The organism is Halomonas korlensis (assembly GCF_900116705.1).
GTDB classification, from domain to species: domain Bacteria; phylum Pseudomonadota; class Gammaproteobacteria; order Pseudomonadales; family Halomonadaceae; genus Halomonas; species Halomonas korlensis.
Genome location: NZ_FPBP01000007.1, coordinates 78555 through 100076 on the forward strand (window position 1 = coordinate 78555; position 21522 = coordinate 100076).

A 21522-nucleotide genomic window follows, 5' to 3' on the forward strand; every position below is an offset into this window, starting at 1 on the left:
GCCAAACAGTTTTAAGACTCCGTTTTTGAGACCCAGTACCGAGACACCGCTCACGCCACCGGCGTGCGCGGATGCAGCCAGGCAGGCAGCAGGCTATAGGGGTCGAGCTCCACGCTGCGGTCGTAATCGACGCCCAGGGCCTCGAGCCGCCGGGGCAGCGACCCATCGCGCCAGGCGTCGAACAGTTCGGTACACCCGCCGATATGCTCGCCGCCAACGAAGATCCGCGGGATGGTCGTGGCGCCGGTACGCTCGGCAAGTACCGCGCGAATGCGCCCCCCCAGGTCGCCCTCCTGATAGGCCACCGCGTCGAGATCTACACTGCGGTACTCGATGCCCAGCCGCGCGAACAACTTGCGCGCCGACCAGCAGAACTCGCACCATTCCAGGGCGAACATCACCACCGGCTCGGTCGCCAGCACCTCGTCGACGAAGCGTACCGCCTCGGGGTCGAGCGCCACCGGTTGGGTCGCGGCCTTGCCGTCCCGGGGCGATGGTGCGGCAGGTGGCGGCGAATCGAAACGGTAGCCCGGCGTGGAGCGCGACAGGGCAATCTCCTCGTCGGTCATCGCCTCGGTGATGCCCTCGAACAGCGGCGTGGAGAGATAACGCTCGCCGGTATCCGGCAGCATGCAGACGATATGGCTGCCCGGGGGCGAGCGTCGTGCCACCTCCAGCGCCGCGGCCAAGGTGGCGCCACTCGAGGTGCCGACAAAGATGCCCTCCTGACAGGCGAGATCGCGCGACAGGCGCATGGCCTCGTCGCCGGCGACCGGTATCACCTCGTCGACATGGCCTGCAGTTACCGCGTCTTCGGTGAGCCGTGAGATGAAATCCGGTGTCCAGCCCTGCATCAGGTGGGGGCGAAAGCGCGGGTGGCTCGCCGCGGGCGCGCCGCTGGCATCGCGCGGCTGGGCGATGCCGCTGCCGAGCAAGGGCGAGTTGTCGGGTTCGGCGACCACGATGCGGGTCGCCGGGCTATGCTGTCGCAACACCCGGGCCACACCCTTGAGCGTGCCGCCAGTGCCGAACCCCGTGACCCAGGCGTGAAGAGGCACGTCGCCCATATCGTCGAGAATCTCACGCGCCGTGGTCCGCGAGTGTATGTCGGCGTTGGCCTCGTTCTCGAACTGGCGACACAGGAAGTAACCATGGGTCTCGGCGAGCTCTATCGCCTTGTTGAGCATGCCGGTGCCCTTCTCCGCCGCCGGCGTCAGCACCACCTTGGCGCCGAGATAGCGCAGCAGCTTGCGCCGCTCGACGCTGAAGTTCTCCGCCATGGTGACCACCAGCGGATAGCCCTTGCAGGCGCAGACCATGGCCAGCCCGATGCCGGTGTTGCCGCTGGTCGCCTCGATCACCGTCTGGCCAGGACGCAGCTCGCCGCTGCGCTCGGCCTGCTCGATGACCGCGAGCGACATGCGATCCTTGACCGAGCCCATGGGATTGAAGGCCTCGACCTTCACGTAGAGGGTGATATCGGCGGGAGCGAGCCGATTGAGCCTGACCAGCGGCGTGCCGCCGATCGAGTCGAGAATATTGTCGTAACGCGCCATGATCTACCTCCTCGAGCCATCGTGTCGGTTGTCCTGATGGTCAGTCTCGACAGCGGCCGAGTGAGCGGGCGTGGAAGCCAGCGTGGTTTTTCATGGCCGAGCCAATCGGCATCGCGGGCTATACTCAAGGGTGGGTGTCTCATCGGGGGTGGTCATATGGTTGCATTGACCCTCAACGTGCTTGGCGATCTCGAGGTCATTCGAGACGGCCAGGCACTGGTGCTGCCGCCCTCGAAGAAGACCCGCGCCCTGCTGGCGTACCTGGCGGTACACGCTCGTCCGTTCAGTCGCGAACACCTCTGTGACCTGCTCTGGGAGCTGCCCGATGACCCCCGCGGCTCGCTGCGCTGGAGCCTGTCGAAGCTTCGCCGGCTGGTGGATGATCCCGACCGCCCCAGGATCATCGCCGACCGCCTCGTGGCGGCACTCGATACCCGCGATATCGTTATCGACATCACCGTGCTGCATCGGCTGGTCAGGCAGAACCCGGCTGCGGTCACCATCGAGGCGCTCGAGGCCACCGTCGCTCGCTATCGCGGGCCGTTTCTCGAGGGGCTCGACCTGCCGAATTTCCATGATTTTCACAGCTGGTGTCTTGCCGAGCGGGAAGGCGCCCTGCGCGCCCAGACCTCACTGCTGCAGGCGCTGGTCGACCGCCTGGCAGATATCCCCGAGCGGGCGCTGCCCCATGCCCATTCGCTGGTTCGCCTCTCGCCCTTCGACGAGGATGCTCGTGCCTGCCTGATTCGCCTGCTGCTGGCCCTCAACCGCCCGCGGGACGCCGAGCAGCATTTCCAACTGGGCATGCGCCTGCTCAAGCAGGCCGGCATCACGCCCCAGGGTGCGCTGCTGCGGGCTCGCCGCACGGCCCCCGGCCATCCTCTCGGCAGTCAGCAGGCCGACCGCGACCGACCGCTGAACGACGATGCCGGCCCCGACGAATCAGCGGATGCCTTGCTGGCGCGGCTCGACACCCCCACGCGGGAGGTGCTGCGCTGGGCCGCGATTCTCACCCCCTGCCTCGATATTCCCTGGCTGGCCCGCGTCAGTGGCTTGCCTGCCAACCACATCGGCGAGGCGATGGAGGCCGCTGAACGTCTGAACCTCCTCAAGGCCACCGACCGAGGCTTGTGCTTTTCCCATGAACGCGTGGCCCAAAGTCTCTACGAGGGGATATCGCCGGCGCGCCGCCAGTTCATGCATCACCATGTGGCCGAGCTATTGGCCCAGGACAACGTCCTCGACCTCGAGCATGCCGCCGACCTCGCACACCATGCGCAGCTGAGCGGCGATCCGGGCCTGGCCGCCGATGCCCTGGTCACCGCCGGGCGGCTGTGTCTGCGGTTCTTCGCCAACGAGGAAGCCCAACGTCTGGCGCAGAAAGGCCTCGCCATGGCCGAGCGGCTTGCCGGCGAGCGGCGTATCTGCCTGTTTCTGGAGCTGCGCGAGATCATGCTCAGCGCGGCGCCGCTGGCCGACTGGCAAGCCACCGCCAACGAGCTGGTCATGCTGGCCGAGCAGGCGCTGGAACATGGCGCCCTCGCCCACGCCCGCCTCGGCTATCAACTGGCGAGCCAGGTCCTCTGGGCGCACGGTCAATGGTCCGGCGCCCACGAAGAGGCCCTGCAGGCCGAGCGGATGACCCGCAGCGCGGGCGACCACGAACAGATCATCGCCATGGCAGAGACGGCCAAGTGTCTGGCGATGCTCGAGCGTGACCTCGACCAGGCGACCGCCATGCTGACCGAGGCCCGCGAACTCGCCAGGCAACAGCGGGTGAGCCACCCCGCCATCCCCATGGCTCTCGGCTTATTGCGCTACCACGACAACCACCTAGAAGACGCCGAGGCGCACTTCAAGGAGGCACGCACCCTGTGCAAGGCCAGCGGCGACCGTCTCTGCGAATTCCAGGCCAACGAATACCTGATGATGCTGGATATCGAGCGGGCCCACTACGCCTCGGCACAACGACGCTGCGACGGCCTGGTGGAGATCGGTGAAAAGCTTCGCGATGGCAGCGAAGCCCCCTTCGCGCATGCCGCGCAAGCGCTGTGTCGTTATGCCCTGGACGACGACACGCGGCCTCTGGACAAGGCGCTGTCGGCTCTGCGCGACGCCGACGCCAAGCATCGCCTGTCCTACCTCTTGACCCATGCAGCGCTGCTCGATGTCGAGCGCGACCGGCCGACCGAGGCCGTCGCTCACGCCGCCGAGGCGCTCGACAATGCCAGGGTCCTGGAGCGCGCCACGGAGCAGATGCTGGCGCACTGCGTGCTCGCCGCAGCACACCGCACCCGCGGCGAAACGGCCGCTCACCGACAGCATGCCAAGGCGGTAGCCACCCTCGAACAGGCGCCGGTTGCCCGCTGGGCCTGGTGCCGGGTCGCCGGGTTACTAACCGACTGACCGGTGGAGGGCAGGACATGATCGATGTCTGTCTCGAACGGCGCTTCGTCTCGCACATCACCCCGGAGTTCGTACTCGCCGTGTCGCAGGGTGCCCTGGACTGCTTTCGCCTGCATCGCGTGGTCTGGCAGTACAGCCTGTTGGCGAAAGACGGCCAGCGCATGTTCTGCCATTTCCAGGCGCCCGACGCCGAATCCGTGCGGAACGCCCTGCGCCAAGCAGGCGCCGACACGCGTATTCTTTGGCCCGCCACGGTTCATGACGCGCCGGCAATATCCCGTCAACGACTGCGCAGGCAGCGGGACGCCAGAGAGCCTTGCGACATAGCCCCTTGCGATACGCCGCCGCTACTCGCCAACGTGCTGGTGGAGCGCGCCTTCGACGAGCCGGTCGTGCTTGCGCACCTCCAGGCCCGCGAAGACGCCGAGGCGGCCTGCCTGCAACACCATCGGGTGCGTTTCGTGCGCACCTTCTTCGCGCACAGCCGCCGGCGCATGATCTGCCTCTACCAGGCCCCCGACGCCGAGTCGGTCCGGCTGGCCCAACACCAGGCCGGAATGCCGTTCGAGCGCGTCTGGGCCTTCCACGCGGTGCTGCCGGACGACCACGCCGATACCCACGCCGCCTCCTGAAAAACCACGATCTCTCCCCCGCTCGGTCTCACGAACCGGGCCCAGGCTGGTAGCTGACCGGTCGATACCCGGCCGGCCATATCCGAGATAGAGCCATCATAAAGGAGAGATTCCCATGCAAACCGCCACTTCAATTCAGGTCGATAACGGCGTCAATGTCGCTGCCCTGCTGGGCGCCCGCGAGGCCCTCGCCCAGGCGCCGGAAGCGGCACGCTTCACCTGGCGTGCCCGCTGCGACTGGGTCAATGGCACCCACAGCCACGCGACCATCGATGGCTATCACGGCCTCGGCGAGGAGCAACACCACAAGACCCGCTTCACCTTCGATGCCGACCACCCGGAAGTCTTCGCCTCCGAGGACCATGGCCCCACCCCGGTCGAATACGTGCTGGTTGGGCTTGCCAGTTGCCTGACCGCAGGTATCGCCGCCGTCGCCCAGCACCGCGACATTCAGCTGCGCTCGATCACGGCCACCCTCGAGGGCAGCATGGATATCCAGGGGATCCTGGGCATGGACAGCGACGTGCGCAACGGCTTCGAGGACGTCAGGGTACGCTTCGAGATCGATGCCGACGCCACACGCGAAGAAATCGAGGCGCTGGTCGCTCAGTCCCAGAAACGCTCGGCGGTCTATGACCTGCTGACCAATCCCACCAACGTAACGGTAAGCGTGGCATGAACGGCGATCTTCGTCGGCAGTCCAGCTCGCCCCGCGTCCTGCCCTACCGCGTGACAGCGGTAGTGGTCATCGGCGCGGGGCAGGCCGGGCTCGCCATGAGTCATCATCTCGACAGGCGTGGCATCGACCATGTCGTCCTGGAGCGTGGCGAGGTGGCCAACGCCTGGCGCCATGAGCGGTGGGACTCGCTACGCCTGCTGACACCCAACTGGCAATGCCGGCTTCCCGGGTTTCGCTATGCCGGACCCGACCCCGAGGGCTTCATGACCATGCCGGAGGTCGTGGACTTTCTTCACGGCTATGCGCAGAAACTCTCAGCACCGATTCACACCGCCACCCGGGTGCTATCGGTGCGGCCGGCACCCGGCGGCTACCGTGTGGTCACCGACGCCGGCGACTGGCGGTGTCGCACGGTAGTCATCGCCAGCGGCGCCTGCAACCTGCCGGTCGTGCCGGCGCTGGCCACCTCGCTGCCGACGTCCCTCCACAGCCTCACGACGCGCGACTATCGCCACCCCGGCCAACTGGCCGAGGGTGGCGTGCTGGTGGTCGGCGCCTCGGCCACCGGCGTGCAACTGGCCGACGAGATCCAGCGCAGCGGGCGGCCAGTGACGCTGACGGTAGGCGAGCACGTGCGAATGCCGCGGCGTTATCGCGGCCGGGACATCCAGTGGTGGATGGAGGCGAGCGGCCTGCTCGACCAGCGCTTCGATGAGATCGACGACATCGAGCGTGCCCGACGTCTGCCATCGCCGCAGCTGATGGGTAGCGAGACGCCGGCGACCCTGGACCTTAATGCCCTCGCGGCGCTAGGCGTGCAACGGGTCGGGCGGCTGGTCGGTCTGCGCGACCATACGCTGCAGTTCTCTGGCTCACTGGCGGCCCATTGCGCGGCGGCGGACCTCAAGCTGGGGCGGCTGCTCGAAACCTTCGATGCCTGGGCAAGCCATCGCGGACTGGACAGCGAACTGGCACCGCCCGAACGCTTCCCGCCGACCCGGCTGCCTGCCTCGCCGCGCCTGAGCCTCGATCTGGCCCGCGGCGAGATACGCACGATCCTCTGGGCGACGGGCTTCCGCCCGGATTATAGCTGGCTGCATGTGCCGGTACTCGACCGCAAGGGACGGTTGAAACATCACGGCGGCGTCGCCGAGGCGCCGGGCCTCTATGCGCTGGGTCTGCCGTTCATGCGCCGCCGCAAGTCGAGCTTCATCCACGGCGTCGATGACGACGCCCGCGAGCTCAGCGATCATCTCGTCGGCTATCTCGCTGGTTATTCCCATGACTGTCCTGCCAACGACCCCGGGGATTCTTCAGAGGACGGCAAGGGAGAAAACCGCCTCGCCCAAGGCGGATTCCCGTGCAGGAATCGGATGGACGCCTCTGCGCGGGTAGTATTGACTGAAGGCGATTAGACAAGACTGCGAGGAACCCCCATGAGCCTGCCCTCCGAAGCCCAGATGCGCGCGGCGATCAGCGCCCGAGATCCCTCGCTGGATGGCGTGTTCGTCTATGCGGTACTCACCACGGGCGTGTTCTGCCGGCCCTCGTGTGCGAGTCGCCACGCCAGACCCGAAAACCTGCGCTTCTTTCCCGGCATCGATGCCGCCATGGCGGCGGGCTATCGGCCCTGCAAGCGTTGCCGACCCACCGAGACGGGCATGCTGGATACCCGCCTGGTCGACATCGCGCGTTACATCGACGCCCATGCCGAAACACCGCTCACCCTTGCCGAGCTGTCCGCGGTGTCGGGCCTGTCGGCCGGCGCACTGCAACGCGGCTTCACGCGGGCCTTCAGCATTTCGCCGAAGACCTACCGAAACGCGGTACGCATGCGACGCTACAAGCAGCAGCTGAAAGATACTGACACCGTGACCGAGGCGATCTTTGCCGCCGGGTTCGGGTCCACCAGTCGGGTTTACGGTGAGGCGACGCGCAACCTCGGCATGACGCCAAGCACGTATCGGGCCGGTGGAGCCGGCGAGACCATCGCTTACGCCTGCCGGCAGAGCGCGCTGGGACTGTTGATGATGGCGGCCACCGACAAGGGCGTGTGCTGCGTACAATTTGGCGATACCGAACACGCCCTACTCGACGCGCTTCGCGATGAATTCCCTCGGGCCGAGCTTATCGCCTCGAGCGCGCAGCACGCGCCCGAACTAAACTTCTGGATGCAAGCGCTAAAGCAGTATCTAGATGTGGGCGGTCCACGGCCCGACCTGCCACTGGATATGCGCGGTACCGTCTTCCAGATGCAGGTATGGCGATGCCTGCTCAGCGTTCGCGAAGGCGAGGTGCTCAGCTATCGTGAGCTCGCCGAACGGCTCGGCATGCCCAGCGCCGTTCGTGCCGTCGCCTCCGCCTGCGGCAGGAATCGTATCGGGGTACTGATTCCCTGCCATCGCGTGCTGCGAAGCGACGGCGGCCTGGGGGGATATCGTTGGGGCCTGGAGCGCAAACGCCAACTGCTGGAGGCGGAACGCCAGCGCCAACACGGCGCCTCCTGACCGGAATGGACCGTTTCTGACCCGTCTGGCTCTGGCAAGCGCGGCTAGCCAAGAAGATTGTGGAACCTAGGAGGCTGGCTGACACGGCACCAGCGTCTGTCGAAATCCTGGAAACCCGCTACCGTTGGGAGGTCACCATGAAAGCCATCATGAGCACGTCCGCCTGCGCGCTGGCCATGGCCAGCGTGGTATGGATCGCCCCCGCCCACAGCGCCGATCCTCCGCGCTTCGACAACCTGGGGGATCACGGCCGCACCATTACCACGGACTCCGACGAGGCCCAGGCCTACTTCAACCAAGGGCTACGACTCGCCTACGGTTTCGCTCGACCGGAAGCGATCCGTTCCTTCCAGGCCGCGCAGCGACATGATCCGCACTGCGCCCTCTGTGCCTGGGGGGAAGCCTGGACGCTGGGCCCCTATCAAAACAATCCTGGCGGCGTCGGCGATCAGAAGGACGCCCACGCGGCGGCCCAGCGAGCCCTCGAACTGGTCGATGACGCCGCGCCCTGGGAGCAGGCGCTGATCGAGGCCATGGCCGTGCGCTACCCGTCCTCCGAGGACAACATCGACCCGCAGCAGGCAACCCGTCGCTACGCCGAGGCCATGGAAGCGGCCGTGGCGGCCCATCCCAACGACCTTGACATACGCACCCTCTATGCCGAGTCGCTGATGCTGTACCGCCCCTGGGATCTCTACCAGGCAGACGGCGAACCCTACCCGGAGACCCAGACGGTGATCGAGGAACTGGAAACCGTGTTGGACGCCGAACTTGGCCATGGCGGCGCCTGCCACCTCTATATCCACACCGTGGAGGCTTATAAGCCAACCCGTGCCGAGGCCTGCGCCGACCGGCTGGCCGAGGCCATCCCGGGGGTGAGCCACATTCAGCACATGCCGTCGCACATCTACATGAACATCGGCCGCTATGGCGACAGCGTCCGCGCGAACCAACGGGCGCGCCAGAGGGACCAGGCGGCCCGCCACGACGCGGCCGTGAGCACCTATGCGCCCCACAACACCCTGATGCTGGTGTATTCAGCCTGGATGGACGGGCAGAGCGGCGTCGCCCTCTCGGCCGCTCGGGACATCGGACGCGAACGTGCGGAAGATATCTTCCACCACAGCCTGCAGCTCGCCCGCTTCGGCCGCTGGGATGAACTGCTGAATCAGGACGGTGAGCCGGACGCGGCCTTCCAAGCTGCCATGTGGCACTTCGCGCAGGGGCTGGCGCAGTTGCGCACCGGTGATGCCGAAGCGGCCCGGGAAACCCTGGCGCGGATCCGCGCCACTCGGGAGGCGACCCCGGAAGATGCCACCTATCACTTCTTCGGGCATGCGCAGCGCGACCTACTGGGGATTGCAGCGGGTATCCTGGCCGGCGAAATCGCCGCCGACGCGGGGCGACTCGATGAGGCGCGCGAACAGCTGCAGGCGGCCATCGCCCTGGAGGACGGCCTCGGTTATTCCGAGCCCGAGCCCTGGCCGATACCGGTCCGCCACGTGCTCGGTGCGGTGCTGCTGGAAGCCGGGCACGCCGAGGAGGCAGAAACGATCTATCGCGATGCCCTGGCGGTACACCCCGATAACGGTTGGTCGCTCAAGGGGCTCGAGCAAAGCCTTGCTGCCCAGGGAAAAGACACCGAGGCAGCCGAGGCCGGTGAGGCGTTCGAACAGGCCTGGGCGAGAGCCGACGTCTGGTTGCCGGCCTCACGCTTCTGAGACTTTCGACAGGCACAACATCGCTCAGCCGCGGGCCCTCCCGAAGGGCCCGCGGCCCGCCCGTGCAATGCCCGTCATACCTTATGCGCTGGTCTTATACGGTGGACTTCTACACTTGAGGAGACGCTGCCCGCCCTGAAGCAAGACGTCACGGTGTCGTCACACTCCATCGGGCAGGCTGAACAGGTGTTATCCATTCCTTTCATCCAAGAAGAAAAAGCGAGGCTTACATGAAAACCCCTACCTTGATGCTCACGCTCGGCGGGCTGGCGGCGCTACTGCTCGCCCCCGCTACTTTGGCTAGCCAGGACGAGAATACCGCCCAAGACAAGATCGTCGCCGCCGCCAGCCACGTTACCCTCGGGCCTCGTCCGCTCTTCCTGGTCCAGGACATGGATGAGGAGACCCAGCGCTCACGCGAGCTCAAGGCCGAATTGCTGCGCTGCGCCGCCACCACCGACGACTGGCAGCGCAGCGACTTCAGCATCGGCCACCGCGGCGCTCCGCTACAGTTTCCCGAGCACACCCGCGAGTCCTACCTCGCTGGTGCCCAGCTGGGTGCCGGCATTCTCGAGTGCGACGTGACCTTCACCGCCGATCAGGAACTGGTCTGCCGCCACTCGCAATGTGATCTTCACACCACTACCAACATCGTCGAAACCGACCTGGCACAGAAGTGCAGCGTGCCTCCGGCTTTCAACGAGGCGGGCGAGCTGAGCAATGCCGTCGACGTCCAGTGCTGCACCAGCGATATCACCTTGGCGGAATTCCGCACGCTGCAGGGCAAGATGGAAGGGGCCAACACCGAGGCCGGCAGCATCGAGGAATATCTCGCCGGCACACCCGGCTGGCGCACCGATCTTTACAACTCACGTGGCACCTTGATGACCCACGCCGAAAGCATCGACCTGTTCAAGTCACTGGGCGTGAAGATGACCCCCGAGCTCAAGGCGCCCAGTGTCGAGATGCCCTTTAACGGCATGAGCCAGGAAGACTACGCCCAGAAGATGATCGACGAGTACCAGGCCGCCGATGTCCCGGCAAGTGACGTCTACGCCCAGTCGTTCAACCTGGACGATGTGCGCTACTGGATCGACAACGCGCCCGGGTTCGGCGAACAGGCCGTATACCTCGACGACCGCTACAGCCTCGACGAATTCGACCACAACTACCCGGCCACCTGGACACCGACCATGGAAGAGCTGGCCGAGATGGGCGTTCAGATCCTCGCGCCGCCAATGTGGATGTTGCTGGCGGCCAACCCCGAGGCGAGCGATGAAGAAAACCGCATCGTGCCCTCTGTCTACGCCGAGCACGCCAAGGCGGCGGGGCTCGACCTCATCGCCTGGACCTTCGAGCGCTCCGGCCCGCTGGCCAACGACGGCGAGTGGTACCACAGCACCACAGATGACGTAATCGACAACGACGGCGACAAGCTGCTCACCCTTGACGTGCTCGCCCGCGATGTCGGCATCATCGGCCTGTTCAGCGACTGGCCGGCCACCGTCACCTTTTACGATAATTGTGTGAACGCCAACGAAGGCAACCATTGATGATCGGTACCACGGCGATCGCCATTGCATTGCTGCTGTTGATGTATCTTGCCTACCGTGGGCTCAGCCTATTGCTTCTCGCTCCGACGCTGGCCGCGCTGGTAGCACTGGTCTCGGTCGGTACACCGCTGCTGGCCAGCTACACCCAGGTCTTCATGGGGGCCGCGGGCGATTTCATCGTCCGCTACTTCCCGTTGTTCCTGTTGGGGGCGGTATTCGGGAAACTGATGGAAGATTCGGGCAGCGCGGAGGTACTGGCCAGAGCTATCGTCGAGCGTCTGGGTGACACTCGCGCCATCCTGGCGGTAGTCCTCTCCTGCGCGGTGATGACCTATGGAGGCGTCTCACTGTTCGTGGTGGCCTTCGCGGTCTATCCCATTGCCGCCGCACTATTTCGCCAGGCCAGCCTGCCCAAGCGGCTGATTCCCGGCACCATTGCGCTGGGGGCTTTCACCTTCACCATGACGGCGCTGCCGGGCACGCCGGCGATCCAGAATGCCATTCCCATGCCCTATTTCGGTACTTCGCCGTTTGCTGCGCCGGGGCTCGGCATCCTCAGCGGCCTGGTCATGTTGGGGCTGGGACAAGCCTGGCTGAACCATCAGGCGCGCCAGGCGAGAGCGGCCGACGAAGGTTATGGCGATCACCAGGGCGAGGCGCCTCCCGCCGTGCACCTGCGAGAACACGCGGCAGGCGAAGGCTTCGATCTGGCCGAGGTCACGGCACAGCCGGTTCGCGACCTGCCTCCCTTGACGCTGGCGCTGCTGCCCATCGTGCTGGTCATCGCGCTGAACCTGTTGTTCACGGTGGTGGTGATCCCGGCCATGGACACCGGGTATCTCGCCGAGCCGGTCTATGGTGCGACCAACATCGAGTCGGTACGTGGGGTCTGGTCGGTGATCGCCGCGCTGGTGATTGCCATCGGGGTCATCATCCTCACCAACCGGCATCGTCTCGAAGCCCTCACTGCCACTCTCGACAGCGGTGCCAATGCCTCGCTGCTGCCGATCTTCAATACCGCCAGCCTGGTCGGCTTCGGTTCGGTGATCGCCTCCCTGGCGGCCTTCGAGACGATCAGCCTCTGGGTGACCTCGGTGGGAGGGGATAACCCGCTGATCTCGTTGGCCATCGCGGTCAACCTGCTGGCGGGCATGACCGGCTCGGCCTCCGGCGGCATGAGTATCGCCCTGGCGACGCTGGGGGACACTTACCTGGCCATGGGCCAGGCCGCGGGTATCGCCCCTGAGCTGATGCACCGCGTCACGGCAGTGGCCACCGGCGGGCTGGATGCCCTGCCACACAACGGTGCGGTAATCACGCTGCTCTCCATCTGTGGCTTGACGCACCGCCAGGCCTACCTCGACATTGCGGTGGTGGCCGTGGTGGTCCCTATCATCTCGTTGGCACTGCTGATTATCCTGGGTACCCTGGTGGGTTCTTTCTGAAGGCAGCATCTGGCAGCGTCGACCTTGTGACAGAGGCGATCCTTGCCACCAGCATCATTTCTGCACCGGTACGTCTCAGGCGTTGTAGACCACCCGCCCCAATTCGTTGACGTCGTAGCCGCCCAGCGCCTCGGCGCGTTCGGCGAAGCGTGGCTCCCGGGTAAAGGCCAACAGACACTGTATGGGTAGCTCGAAATAGCTGCGACGCCGCAGGGCCAGGTCGAAGCGCTCCTCATGAAGCGGCACGAAGTCCAGCCCTTGTCGGCGCGCCGCCGCCTCGACCCCGAGACCGGCATCCGCCTCGCCCTGCCGGATGGCCAGCGCCAGATCGTCCTCGCTGAGCGAAGGATGGACAGTGAAACGAAGCCTGTCGACCTCGACGCCCGCCCGTGCCAGCAGCCACTCCAGCAGTCGATGGGCGCCGGCATCGGGCTGGCGATGGGCGATCCTTGCCGGTAGGCGTGCCAGGTCCTCCAGGCAGTCGATACCCAGCGGGTTGCCCGGTGCCAGCAGTAGGCCCTGTTGGCGGATCGCCCAGCGAAACATCACCAGATCACGCATGCCGGAGAGCCCGATGGCCGTCGGGACGTTATACGTGCCGCTATCAGCATCGACCAGATGCAATCCGACCACCATGGCATCGCCCTGAATCAATCGCCGCACGCCGTCACCACTGCCATGGCAGAGCATCGCCAGGTCGGCGCCGCTTTCGCGAACGGCCCACTCGAGAAGCGGGTCCTGGCTGCCGGCCAGCACCGCCGGCACCGGCCTAGCGCTGCGACGGTCCCCCTCCAGATGGTTCATCAGCCACAGGTCGATGCTCTGCTTTGGAAACAGCAGCTTCCCGGTGATTCTCATACAGGGAATTTCGCCTTGGCGCACCAGGTCATAGACCTTGCGCTCCTTCAGGCGCAGATAGTCGGCCACCTCGACAGTCGTCAGGTAGGCATGCGGCAGGTGGCGTCGCTCGTTGCCCATCAATTGCTCCCTTGATGCATGGCTGATCCTGCATGAACACGTTTATATATGCATGATTTACTGCGTTGGATGCATAGAAGGACGTCAACGTACATCATGCAAGCTATCTGCAGGAGCCCTCGATGTTTGACGACACCAATGCTTTTCAGACCGCCCTCAGCTTGATCATGGGCTTCGATCCCGATCTGCTCGCGATCGTTGCGTTGTCACTGCGGGTCTCGCTGTCGGCGGTGCTGATCGCCACGCTCATCGGCCTGCCGCTGGGAGCGGCCCTGGCGCTCTGGAAGTTTCCCGGTCGCGGCACGCTCATCGTCGTCCTCAATGCGTTCATGGGCCTGCCACCGGTCGTTGCGGGGCTCACGGTCTACCTGCTGCTCTCGCGGGCGGGGCCGCTGGGCGAGCTCGGCCTGCTGTTCACCCCCACTGCCATGGTGATCGCCCAGGTGATCCTGGTGCTGCCGATCATCGCCGCCCTGACCCGCCAACAGATCGAGGAGCTGCATGGCGATTATCACGAGCAGCTGCGCTCCATGGGCCTGTCCAAGCGGCGCATGATGCCCACTCTGTTGTGGGACGCCCGCTTCGGCCTGATGACAGTGATCCTCGCCGGTTTCGGGCGTGCCAGTGCCGAAGTCGGCGCGGTGATGATCGTCGGCGGCAATATCGATGGCGTGACGCGGGTGATGACCACCGCCATCGTGCTGGAAACCAGCAAGGGTGACCTGCCGCTGGCCCTTGGGCTCGGCATCGTGCTGCTGGGACTGGTGGCGCTGGTCAACGCCGCCGCCTATCTGATCGGCGAGAGCGCACGGAGACGGCTGGGATGAACGAGATGACCCGACTCGCCGCGACGGCCATTCCGTCCCTGTCGTTGCAAGGCGTCGGCTTCGCACACCGTGGCCAGACGCTGCTGCATCCCGTCGACCTGCGTCTCGAAGGGTGTCGTCGTATCCTGCTGATGGGCCCCAACGGCGCCGGCAAGAGCCTGTTGATGCGTCTCGCCCACGGCCTGCTGATGCCCACTCAGGGGCAGATTCGATGGGACGGTCGACGGCCCCGTCAGTCGATGGTCTTCCAGCGTCCCGTGCTGCTCAAGCGCACGGCCCTGGCCAACCTCACCTATGCCCTGGCGGTGAACGGCGTCCCCCGCATGCGACGCAAGCCACTGGCCCGCGAGGCCCTGGAGCGCTTCGGCCTGGCCGCGCTGGAAAAACGCCCGGCCCGCGTGCTCTCCGGCGGCGAACAGCAGCGCCTGGCGCTGGCCCGGGCCTGGCTGACCGAACCCGAGATGCTGTTTCTCGACGAACCCACCTCCGCGCTGGACCCCGCGGCCATCAAGGCGGTGGAAGATGCGGTGCTCGACTTTCACGCACGCGGCACTCGCATTCTGATGAGCACTCACGACCTTTATCAGGCACGACGGCTAGCCGACGACGTGGTGTTCCTGTGCGGTGGGCGTGTGCTTGAACACAGCTCGGCCACCGATTTCTTCACGGCCCCCGCCACTCCCCAGGCGCAAGCATTCATCCGGGGCGAACTGGTCTGGTGATCGGGCGCGCTCCCCCGAAGACAAAGCTAGATAATAAAGACAGGAAGATAGAATGACAGAGAGAAGGAAGGGCAAGATGCACAAGACAGGATTGATCCTCGCAGCCTCAGGCCTGGCGGGACTCTCCATGACGACGCAGGCCACGGAGGGAGAAGACTTCATCATCCTGGCCTCGACCACGTCCACCGAGAACTCAGGACTCTTCGACGCGATTCTCCCGCGGTTCACCGCGGCCACCGGCATCGAGGTACGGGTCGTGGCCGTGGGTACCGGCCAGGCCTTCGAGATCGCCCGCCGTGGCGACGCCGACAGCCTGCTGGTCCACGACACCGAAGGTGAAAAGCGTTTCGTCGCCGAGGGCTACGCCACTGAGCGCGCCGACGTGATGGTCAACGACTTCGTGGTCATCGGTCCGGGCGACGACCCCGCCGACATCGCTGACGCCGATACGGTCGCGGACGCGTTCGCACGCATCGCCGAGGCCGAGGCCCCCTTCGCCTCACGCGGCGACGACAGCGGCACCAATCGCGCCGAACTACGTCTCTGGGAGGCCGCCGGCGTGGCGCCAGAGGGTGGATGGTATCGCGAGCTGGGCAGCGGGATGGGCCCGACGCTGAACACCGCCGCCGGCATGGATGCCTATGTGCTGGCCGACCGGGCAAGCTGGGTCGCCTTCGCTAATCCTCAAGGACTTGAGCTACTGTTCGAAGGCGACGAGGCGCTGTTCAACCAGTACGGCAGCCTGCTGCTCTCTGCCGAGCGTCATTCGCACCTCAAGCACGATCTCGCCGAGCGGTGGCATCAGTGGCTGCTCTCCGAGGAGGGGCAGCAGGCTATCGGCGACTTCCAGATAAAGGGACAGCAGCTGTTCTTTCCCAACGCCACGAAGTGAGACTCGGGGTCGGGCCGATCAAGTGACAGTCGCATCTAGTCCCAGCCCTTCCAACAGCCCTGCCAGTTCATTGCAAAGAAAACGTGCCTCTATGCACTCGCCCAAGTGGCCCTCGGCGAACCGCAGCAACCCCATCGCCGCATGCGACAACCGTCGGTCGCGGCGCACGATGAACTGCCAGTGACTCTCGATGGGCAGCCCCGCCACCGGCAGGATCACCAGGTCCGGATGCTCCGGCGGCAGCACATGCTCGGAGAGCACGGCGAGCCCCATCCCCGAGGCCACCCCGACCCGGATCGCCTCGTTGCTGGCTATCTGCAGGGTCGGCCCCTGTGACAGACCCTGCTCCTGCAGCCAGCTCTCGAAGAGCATCCGCGTGGCCGAGCCGGGTTCGCGCAGGAGAAACCGATCGCCCAGCAGCTCGCTCATCGCCACCTGTTCGCGTCCCGCCAGCAAATGGCCCCGCGGCGCCACGGCCACTAGCGGGTTGCGCAGGAAGCGACCGGCCCGGGCATGAGCCAGGGAGGGGGGATGGCTGAACACGTAAAGGTCGTCGTCCTGGCGCTCGAAGCGGGTCAGCACCTGGCGCCGGTTGCCGATATGCAGAGTGACGTCCACCTCGGGAAAGGCCCGACTATAGGGGCCGAGCAGACGCGGCAGCACGTATTGGGCCGTATTGACCAGGGCGATCGAACAGCGTCCCCGCGCCCCGCTGCGCAGCGAGGCCAGGTAGTCCTCGAGGTCGTCGAAGCGCCCCAACACCTCGCGGCTCGCCCGGTAGAGTTCGCCGCCCGCCTCGGTGGTCACCAGGCGCCCCTGATGGCTCTCGAGCAGTGGCTCGCCCACCGTCTCGGCCAGGCGCTTGAGCTGCTGGGAGACCGTGGGCTGGGTCAGGTGGAGCCGACGCGCCGCCTCGCTGATCGATCCGGCACGCACCACTGCGGCATAGACCTGCAGCAGGCGGAAGGTCAGGTGTCGGATGTTCATCGCCGCGGTACCTCCCGCCGTGCATAGATGATCATCCATGATGCCTTGCATGAGAATTTATTGGAATCAATGAACAAGACTTCGCAGAATGCGTGGCGCTTCCTCCTACGCCACCCGAGACCTCCCGATGCCCGATATCGTGGTGATGTTCTTCCTACTTGGCCTGGTGGCCGGGTTGGTGAAGTCCGACCTGACCATTCCCAAGGCCGCCTACGACACCCTGAGCCTGCTACTGATGCTGACCATCGGCCTCAAGGGTGGCATGGCGCTGTACGGTAACCTGGGCTGGTCGATCGTGCCCGAACTGGCCGCGGTGGCGGCGCTCGGCGCGCTGATCCCGCTGGCCCTGATGCCGATACTACGCCGCCTGGTGCGTCTCTCCGCCGCCGACAGTGCCAGCCTGGCGGCTCACTACGGGTCGGTGAGCGCCGGCACCTTCGCTGTGGCCCTGGCCTTCGCCGAGGGGCGCGGCCTGCCGATTGGTGCCGAAGTCACCCTCTATCTGGTGATGATGGAACTGCCGGCGATCATGGTGGCCATCGCCCTCTATCGCCGCTACCGGGGCTCGGCGCCCGGCGAGGCGATCAGTGGTCTTTGGCACGAGACGCTGACCAACCGCGGGGTGATCCTGCTGGCCGGCGGCGTGGTGATCGGAACTCTCTACGGCCCGGCCCAAGGCGCCAATGTCACCGATCTGCTGACCGGGGCCTTCCATGCCGTGCTGGCGATCTTCCTGCTCGAGATGGGCCTGACCGCCGCCGAAACCCTTCGCCCGCTGCCCTGGCGCCACTGGCGACTGCTCACCTTCGCCCTGGCTGCTCCGCCGCTGTTGGCGCTAACCGGGCTGGGCGTCGGCCTGGCGCTGGGGCTGCCTTCCGGCTCACTGCTGATCCTCACCGCGCTCGCCGCCAGCGCATCCTACATCGCTGCACCGGCCGCCATGCGCACCGCCATCCCCGAGGCCAACATCGGCCTGGCAATGCTCGCCTCGCTGGGGCTGACCTTCCCGCTCAACGTGATCGTCGGCATACCTGTCTACTACCATCTCGCCCTGTGGCTGAGCTGATAATCCCTAAGCCCGCCGGTAGCCACTGGCTTATCGAATGTATCTCTTCAGCTCGCTTGCAAACTCACTCCTTAATCTTGCCCACTCCATCTTTAACCAGGGCGTATAGCGTTCTGGGTGATTCGCCAACTCGGCATCGAGCCGTGTTGGCGTTATCCAACACCAGTCTGCAATTTCCTGTCGATTGGGGTGCGGCACCTCACCGCTGCTCCCCAGATAAACCCAGCACATTTCATGCTCGGCTCCGTTCGGGTCGAACTGTGCCTGATAACGAAACTTGTAGAGGTAGTCGAACACTGCCTCGATGCCGACTTCTTGCCGCAAACGCCGCTTAGCCGCCTCTTCCATACGCTCGCCTCGGCGAGGATGACTGCAACAGCTGTTGGACCAGTAGAGCGGCCACAAGCGCTTGCCCTCCGAGCGCTGCTGGAGGAGAAGCTCTCCGTCCGCATTGAACACGAACAATGAAAAAGCCCGGTGCAGGACACCCTCACCGACATGACACTTTGCCTTGTTCAAATAACCCAGCTCTTGGTCTTCTGCGTCGACGAGAATCAGCTCCTCGCCATCGAACGACACGACCTCATCTCGCTCGCTTTCAACGGCATTCTCCAATGATCACCTCCATCACCTGATTCATTTTTCGACCCCCTCCGTCACGACGTTGGCCTTGGCCTTGGCCAAGACAGTCTGCCTACTTATCGCTATTGCGTAGCAGTAGGTTGACGCTGTCAGCTTGATAGCCACCGCTCAACGACGGCTCGGTCATCCAGTGACTCAGTCTGGGGCCAGGGCTCAAGAGTGGCGTGTACGGCAGTCCTGTTGTCACGCCAGAGAACAACAGCTTGAGCATCCAGTCGTGACGTGCCGTTAGATGGGTGCCAAGGATTGTGGCCTTGACAAAGCGACGGGAAACCTTGACCTGTTGCCCGCTGCTGTAAGCCGATCGGGCTTTTATCCGCCGTAATGTGAGAACAGCAAGACCAATGGCCCACAGGCAGAAGCGCCGGATCCCCGTTTCTTGAGGCGGAATCAACAGGGTGTAGCGAAAAGCGTTATGCAAATGACCATGTGCCACCCCTACCATATAGCGTAATGCTGCTACGAACGCCTTGTCGCCGCCCCCCGGGGTGATAGCGTCCACCTTGAGACCCAACTCCTCGAACTCTTTGCGGGGCAACCAGCAGACTCCTTGTCGCCTATCTTCCCAAAGGTCCTTGAGGATATTGGTGAGCTGCAAGCCTTCACCGAATGAAGGCGCGAGAGTCAGCATGTCGGCGCGCTTTTCGTCTATCTCATCGGAGTACTGGCAGAACAATTCTGTCAGCATTTCGCCAACGACACCTGCGACGTAATAGCAATACCGGTCTACTTCTCTCTGGTCTGCCAGACCCTCAAGGCTGGCATTGCCCTGATAGGAGCCCATGCCTTGACACATGATGCTTACACATTTCAACAACACCTGCCGTTGCGATGCTGAAAATCGATGTGTGTTGCAGACGATCAAGGGAGCATTGGCTATCAACTCGCGCTCACTCGACGAAGTGGCTCTCGAGAGTAGTGGCGTGAGCTGCTTGGCGAAATTCTGCGGCTTCTCCTCCCCTCTTAGCACTGCCAAAAATTGCTCATGAAAGATGACCTTCTGTAGTGCAGATAGCTCAGGCTCATCTTCTATCGTATCCGCAATTCGGCAAAGCAGGTAAGCATTGGTGACCACCTTGCGCAGATCGCCTGGCAGCTGCGGTATGGTGAGGGCGAAGCTTCGGGACACGCCGGGAAGAATCTTTTCCTGGTAGGCTTCTGCCTCCGTGCTCCCGGGACCCGTTGAAGTTAAATTAGCCATAGCGGAACACCGGTCTTGATAGCGGTTGGTAACATTAACCGGCTCTTTCCTCCTACTATAAACTTTGCTTAGGGAGAGAGGCCCGACTGATCATACCAAGGGATTGAATCATTCACTCGCTTTTATGGCTCCGTGCCGGATACGACATCCTGGGTCAGGTGGAGCCGTAACTAGATGATAATCCATGATGCAATGCCAAAGCGTTTATTGGAATTAATGCCCTGAGCTTCGCAGAAGGGGTGGCGTTTTTCCCTAGCCGCTTGAGACATCCCGATGCCCGTCATTTTGGTGATGTTCTTCCTGCTCAGCCCGCTGGGCCGGGCTGATTCAACATCGCCCCACCGGATCCCTTCTCATCGGGACGCTTTCTTCCTGCGCCCTTTTGACTTTCGTCGCACGCCTAGAAGCTGCACTTTACGTTAACGTCAACCTCGCATAGTCTTGTGCCATCTGCCATTTTGATGACATCTGTTCGCCTGTTACGTCACTGCCCCAAGCAGTGACGCTTTACCTGACAAGACGGGAGCCCGCCATGCATTCGCTCTACCAACCCCTCGACTTCGGCCTCGATGACGAACTCAACATGCTGCGCGATCAGGTCAATGCCTTCGCCCGTGATGAGATCGCGCCGCGCGCCGCCGAGATCGATGAGAAGAACGAATTCCCCAACGATCTGTGGCGCAAGTTCGGCGACATGGGCCTGCTCGGCATCACCGTGCCGGACGAGGACGGCGGCAGTGGCATGGGTTACCTGGCGCACTGCATCGCGCTGGAAGAGATTTCGCGGGCCAGCGCCTCGGTGGGTCTGTCCTATGGCGCCCACTCCAATCTCTGCGTCAACCAGCTCAAGATCAACGCCACCGCCGAGCAGAAGGCCAAGTACCTGCCCAAGCTGATCAGCGGCGAGCATGTCGGTGCGCTGGCGATGTCCGAGCCCGGCGCCGGCTCCGATGTGGTGTCGATGAAGCTCAAGGCCGAGAAGCGCGGCGACCGCTACGTGCTCAACGGCAACAAGATGTGGATCACCAACGGCCCCGATGCCCACGTGCTGGTGGTCTACGCCAAGACCGACCCCGCGGCCGGCTCCAAGGGCATTACCGCCTTCATCATCGAGAAGGACTTTCCAGGTTTCTCCACCGCCCAGAAGCTCGACAAGCTCGGCATGCGCGGCTCCAACACCTGCGAGCTGGTGTTCCAGGACTGCGAAGTGCCGGAAGAGAACGTGCTCGGCGACGTCGGCAAGGGCGTGCGGGTGCTGATGAGTGGCCTGGACTACGAGCGCACCGTGCTCGCCGCCGGCTCCATCGGCATCATGCAGGCCGCCATGGATGTCGTGGTGCCCTACCTGCACGAGCGCAAGCAGTTCGACCAGCCCATCGGCGAGTTCCAGTTGGTACAAGGCAAGGTCGCCGACATGGCGACCACCCTCAACGCCTGCCGCGCCTACCTCTACGCCGTGGCTGCCGCCTGCGACCGCGGCCAGGTCTCGCGCAAGGACGCCGCCGGGGTGATTCTCTATGCTTCCGAGAAGGCAACCCAGGTGGCGCTCGATGCCATCCAGCTGCTTGGCGGCAATGGCTACATCAACGAGTACCCGACCGGACGCCTGCTGCGCGACGCCAAGCTCTACGAGATCGGTGCCGGCACCAGCGAGATCCGCCGCATGCTGATCGGGCGTGAGATCTTCAACGAATCCAAGTAAGGGCGA

Annotated in this window: 18 protein-coding genes; 13 read left to right on the forward strand and 5 right to left on the reverse strand. The window is 64.5% G+C overall.

The features are described from left to right. Nucleotides 1–50: 50 nt before the first annotated feature. Nucleotides 51–1556 carry a pyridoxal-phosphate dependent enzyme gene (locus tag BM341_RS10770; RefSeq protein WP_217646216.1) on the reverse strand — a complete coding sequence of 502 codons (1506 nt, stop codon included), beginning with the start codon at nucleotides 1554–1556 and terminating at the stop codon, nucleotides 51–53. 156 nt (nucleotides 1557–1712) lie between these two features. Between BM341_RS10770 and BM341_RS10775 the strand changes: the two genes are divergently transcribed. From BM341_RS10775 to BM341_RS10810, 8 genes are all read left to right on the forward strand, one after another. Next, the gene (locus BM341_RS10775) at nucleotides 1713–3962 is read left to right on the forward strand and encodes an ATP-binding protein (protein ID WP_175507847.1); all 2250 of its coding nucleotides are present in this window, start codon (nucleotides 1713–1715) and stop codon (nucleotides 3960–3962) included. A 17-nt stretch (nucleotides 3963–3979) separates the two neighbouring features. Next, nucleotides 3980–4594, forward strand: coding sequence for a nickel-binding protein (locus BM341_RS10780; protein ID WP_089795790.1), 615 nt, complete (start codon nucleotides 3980–3982; stop codon nucleotides 4592–4594). Nucleotides 4595–4709: 115 nt separating this feature from the next. After that, complete coding sequence (locus BM341_RS10785; protein WP_089795792.1) at nucleotides 4710–5273, forward strand: OsmC family protein; 564 nt, start codon at nucleotides 4710–4712, stop codon at nucleotides 5271–5273. Next, a complete protein-coding gene (locus BM341_RS10790) occupies nucleotides 5270–6688 on the forward strand; it encodes an NAD(P)-binding domain-containing protein (protein ID WP_089795794.1) in 1419 nt (472 codons plus the stop codon). The genes BM341_RS10785 and BM341_RS10790 overlap by 4 nt, the downstream gene beginning before the upstream one ends. Before the next feature lie 21 nt (nucleotides 6689–6709). Beyond that, nucleotides 6710–7780: a bifunctional transcriptional activator/DNA repair enzyme AdaA gene (locus BM341_RS10795; protein ID WP_089795796.1), complete on the forward strand. Its 1071-nt coding sequence runs from the start codon at nucleotides 6710–6712 to the stop codon at nucleotides 7778–7780. A 137-nt stretch (nucleotides 7781–7917) separates the two neighbouring features. Then, nucleotides 7918–9501 carry a tetratricopeptide repeat protein gene (locus tag BM341_RS10800; protein ID WP_089795798.1) on the forward strand — a complete coding sequence of 528 codons (1584 nt, stop codon included), beginning with the start codon at nucleotides 7918–7920 and terminating at the stop codon, nucleotides 9499–9501. 230 nt (nucleotides 9502–9731) lie between these two features. Further along, nucleotides 9732–11054 carry a glycerophosphodiester phosphodiesterase family protein gene (locus tag BM341_RS10805; protein WP_245784250.1) on the forward strand — a complete coding sequence of 441 codons (1323 nt, stop codon included), beginning with the start codon at nucleotides 9732–9734 and terminating at the stop codon, nucleotides 11052–11054. Then, nucleotides 11054–12499: a GntP family permease gene (locus tag BM341_RS10810; RefSeq protein ID WP_089795800.1), complete on the forward strand. Its 1446-nt coding sequence runs from the start codon at nucleotides 11054–11056 to the stop codon at nucleotides 12497–12499. Before BM341_RS10805 ends, BM341_RS10810 begins: the two co-directional genes overlap by 1 nt. 75 nt (nucleotides 12500–12574) lie before the next feature. Here the strand turns inward: BM341_RS10810 and BM341_RS10815 are convergent, their stop codons facing one another. Beyond that, nucleotides 12575–13477 (reverse strand): helix-turn-helix transcriptional regulator, encoded by a 903-nt coding sequence (locus BM341_RS10815; protein WP_089795802.1) that lies wholly within the window; start codon nucleotides 13475–13477, stop codon nucleotides 12575–12577. Between the two features lie 122 nt (nucleotides 13478–13599). Here BM341_RS10815 and BM341_RS10820 point away from each other — a divergent pair, with 122 nt between their 5' ends. The 3 genes from BM341_RS10820 (at nucleotide 13600) to BM341_RS10830 (ending at nucleotide 15918) form a co-directional block, all read left to right on the forward strand. Then, a complete protein-coding gene (locus BM341_RS10820) occupies nucleotides 13600–14304 on the forward strand; it encodes an ABC transporter permease (protein ID WP_089795804.1) in 705 nt (234 codons plus the stop codon). Then, on the forward strand, nucleotides 14301–15026 hold the full coding sequence (locus BM341_RS10825) for an ATP-binding cassette domain-containing protein (RefSeq protein WP_089795806.1): 726 nt from the start codon (nucleotides 14301–14303) through the stop codon (nucleotides 15024–15026). Before BM341_RS10820 ends, BM341_RS10825 begins: the two co-directional genes overlap by 4 nt. A gap of 127 nt (nucleotides 15027–15153) precedes the next feature. Further along, complete coding sequence (locus BM341_RS10830; protein ID WP_425431994.1) at nucleotides 15154–15918, forward strand: ABC transporter substrate-binding protein; 765 nt, start codon at nucleotides 15154–15156, stop codon at nucleotides 15916–15918. 18 nt (nucleotides 15919–15936) lie between these two features. On the opposite strand, the gene BM341_RS10835 is transcribed toward BM341_RS10830, so the two are convergent. Continuing rightward, nucleotides 15937–16905: a LysR family transcriptional regulator gene (locus BM341_RS10835; RefSeq protein WP_089795810.1), complete on the reverse strand. Its 969-nt coding sequence runs from the start codon at nucleotides 16903–16905 to the stop codon at nucleotides 15937–15939. Nucleotides 16906–17032: 127 nt separating this feature from the next. On the opposite strand from BM341_RS10835, the gene BM341_RS10840 reads away from it, so the two are divergent. Beyond that, a complete protein-coding gene (locus BM341_RS10840; protein ID WP_089795812.1) occupies nucleotides 17033–17971 on the forward strand; it encodes a sodium-dependent bicarbonate transport family permease in 939 nt (312 codons plus the stop codon). A 30-nt stretch (nucleotides 17972–18001) separates the two neighbouring features. Here the strand turns inward: BM341_RS10840 and idi are convergent, their stop codons facing one another. Together idi and BM341_RS10850 are read right to left on the reverse strand one after the other, a co-directional pair. Then, nucleotides 18002–18586 (reverse strand): isopentenyl-diphosphate Delta-isomerase, encoded by a 585-nt coding sequence (idi, locus tag BM341_RS10845; protein ID WP_089795813.1) that lies wholly within the window; start codon nucleotides 18584–18586, stop codon nucleotides 18002–18004. A gap of 79 nt (nucleotides 18587–18665) precedes the next feature. Beyond that, the gene (locus tag BM341_RS10850) at nucleotides 18666–19814 is read right to left on the reverse strand and encodes a phytoene/squalene synthase family protein (RefSeq protein ID WP_089795815.1); all 1149 of its coding nucleotides are present in this window, start codon (nucleotides 19812–19814) and stop codon (nucleotides 18666–18668) included. A gap of 532 nt (nucleotides 19815–20346) precedes the next feature. Between BM341_RS10850 and BM341_RS10855 the strand changes: the two genes are divergently transcribed. Then, complete coding sequence (locus BM341_RS10855) at nucleotides 20347–21516, forward strand: isovaleryl-CoA dehydrogenase (protein WP_089795817.1); 1170 nt, start codon at nucleotides 20347–20349, stop codon at nucleotides 21514–21516. Nucleotides 21517–21522: the final 6 nt, after the last annotated feature.